General features: G+C 63.9%; 1 protein-coding gene and 1 pseudogene. Both read right to left on the bottom strand.

The genetic code is table 11. From position 1 onward, the window contains the following. Positions 1-688 (bottom strand): annotated as a pseudogene (locus HX869_RS27710) (cobalt-precorrin 5A hydrolase); the annotation flags it as partial. Further along, on the bottom strand, positions 688-1,241 hold a 554-nt coding region (locus HX869_RS27705), incomplete at its 5' end, for a precorrin-2 C(20)-methyltransferase (protein ID WP_177123539.1). The pseudogene HX869_RS27710 and the gene HX869_RS27705, both read right to left, overlap by 1 nt.

Raw genomic sequence — 1,241 nt, 5'->3', positions numbered from 1 at the left:
CGGCATCCTGCAACGCCGCACGAATTCGCCCGGCCAGTTGCGGCCCCGGCTGGCAGGTAACCAGCACCGTCTTCGGATAAATCAGCAACTCATTGGCCGCAGGTGTGCGCTCGGCACTGCCGACGTGAATCGCCAGGCGCGCCTGTTGATCCTGGGGCAAGTTGGCCTGATCCAGCCACGGCGCCGCGCCTTCAATGCGTACTGATTCGCCAGCCAGCAAATCCGAGACAAAGCGTTTGCCCAGTTCCAGATCCCCCAGCTGATAACCATGGGGCGGGTTAAGCAGGCAGGTACCAAAACGCAGCTCGCCACTGGTGGTGATCGCGGCGGCAACGTCCAGGGCAGCGGCGATTTCCCGCGCCATCACGTTTACACCACCGAGGCCACCGAGCAACGGCACCACCGCGCTGCCGTCTTCGGCAACCGCCAGCACAGCAGGCTCGACGCCCTTCTCCAGCAGCAGCGGCGCCAGGGTGCGGATCACAATCCCGGCGGCGCACAGCGCGATGATCGGCGTGCCCTGTTGATACAACTGGCGCACGCTGGCGCCGAATTCGTTATAGGCCTGATCTGCGCCCTCGACCCGCCCGGCCAGGCCGTGGATCAGTGCGTCGGGATACACCTGCTGGATAGCGCGGGCCGTGGCGAGGCTGCCCTGCCCCAGGATGACAATCGCGGGAGCCGTCATCAGCCTTGCCACCTTTCACCGGGAACGATGATCAACGAGAAATACGGCGAGGACGTCGGATCGACCTGATCCAGGGCGACGATTTTCTGATTGGCCATGGTCGCGCGCTCGACGTACAACGCCCGGCTCGCCAATCCCAATTCTTCCAGTACCTGACGCACCTTGGTGAAGTTGCGCCCCAGCTTCATGATCACCGCCGCGTCGGCATCCGCCAGGCGACGCTTGAGTTCGTCATGGGGCAGCACGCCGGAAAGCACCGACAGGCTCTGGTTGCGATACACCAACGGTGCGCCCAGTACAGAGGCGCCACCGAGCATCGAGCACACACCCGGGATCACCTGGGCTTCGTAGCGCTCGGCCAGGCGGTCGTGCAAATACATGTAGGAGCCGTAGAAGAACGGGTCGCCTTCACAGATCACCGCCACATCGCGCCCCGCGTCCAGGTGTGCCGCAACGTCGACACTGGCGGTGTCGTAGAAATCGCTGATCACTTGCTCGTAGGACAGCGGCGCCGGCAACACTTCAGTGGTGACCGGGTACACCAGCGGCATCA

It is taken from the genome of Pseudomonas sp. P7779, assembly GCF_013386315.1.
Classification (GTDB): domain Bacteria; phylum Pseudomonadota; class Gammaproteobacteria; order Pseudomonadales; family Pseudomonadaceae; genus Aquipseudomonas.
This window is presented reverse-complemented; position numbering and strand designations above follow the sequence as displayed.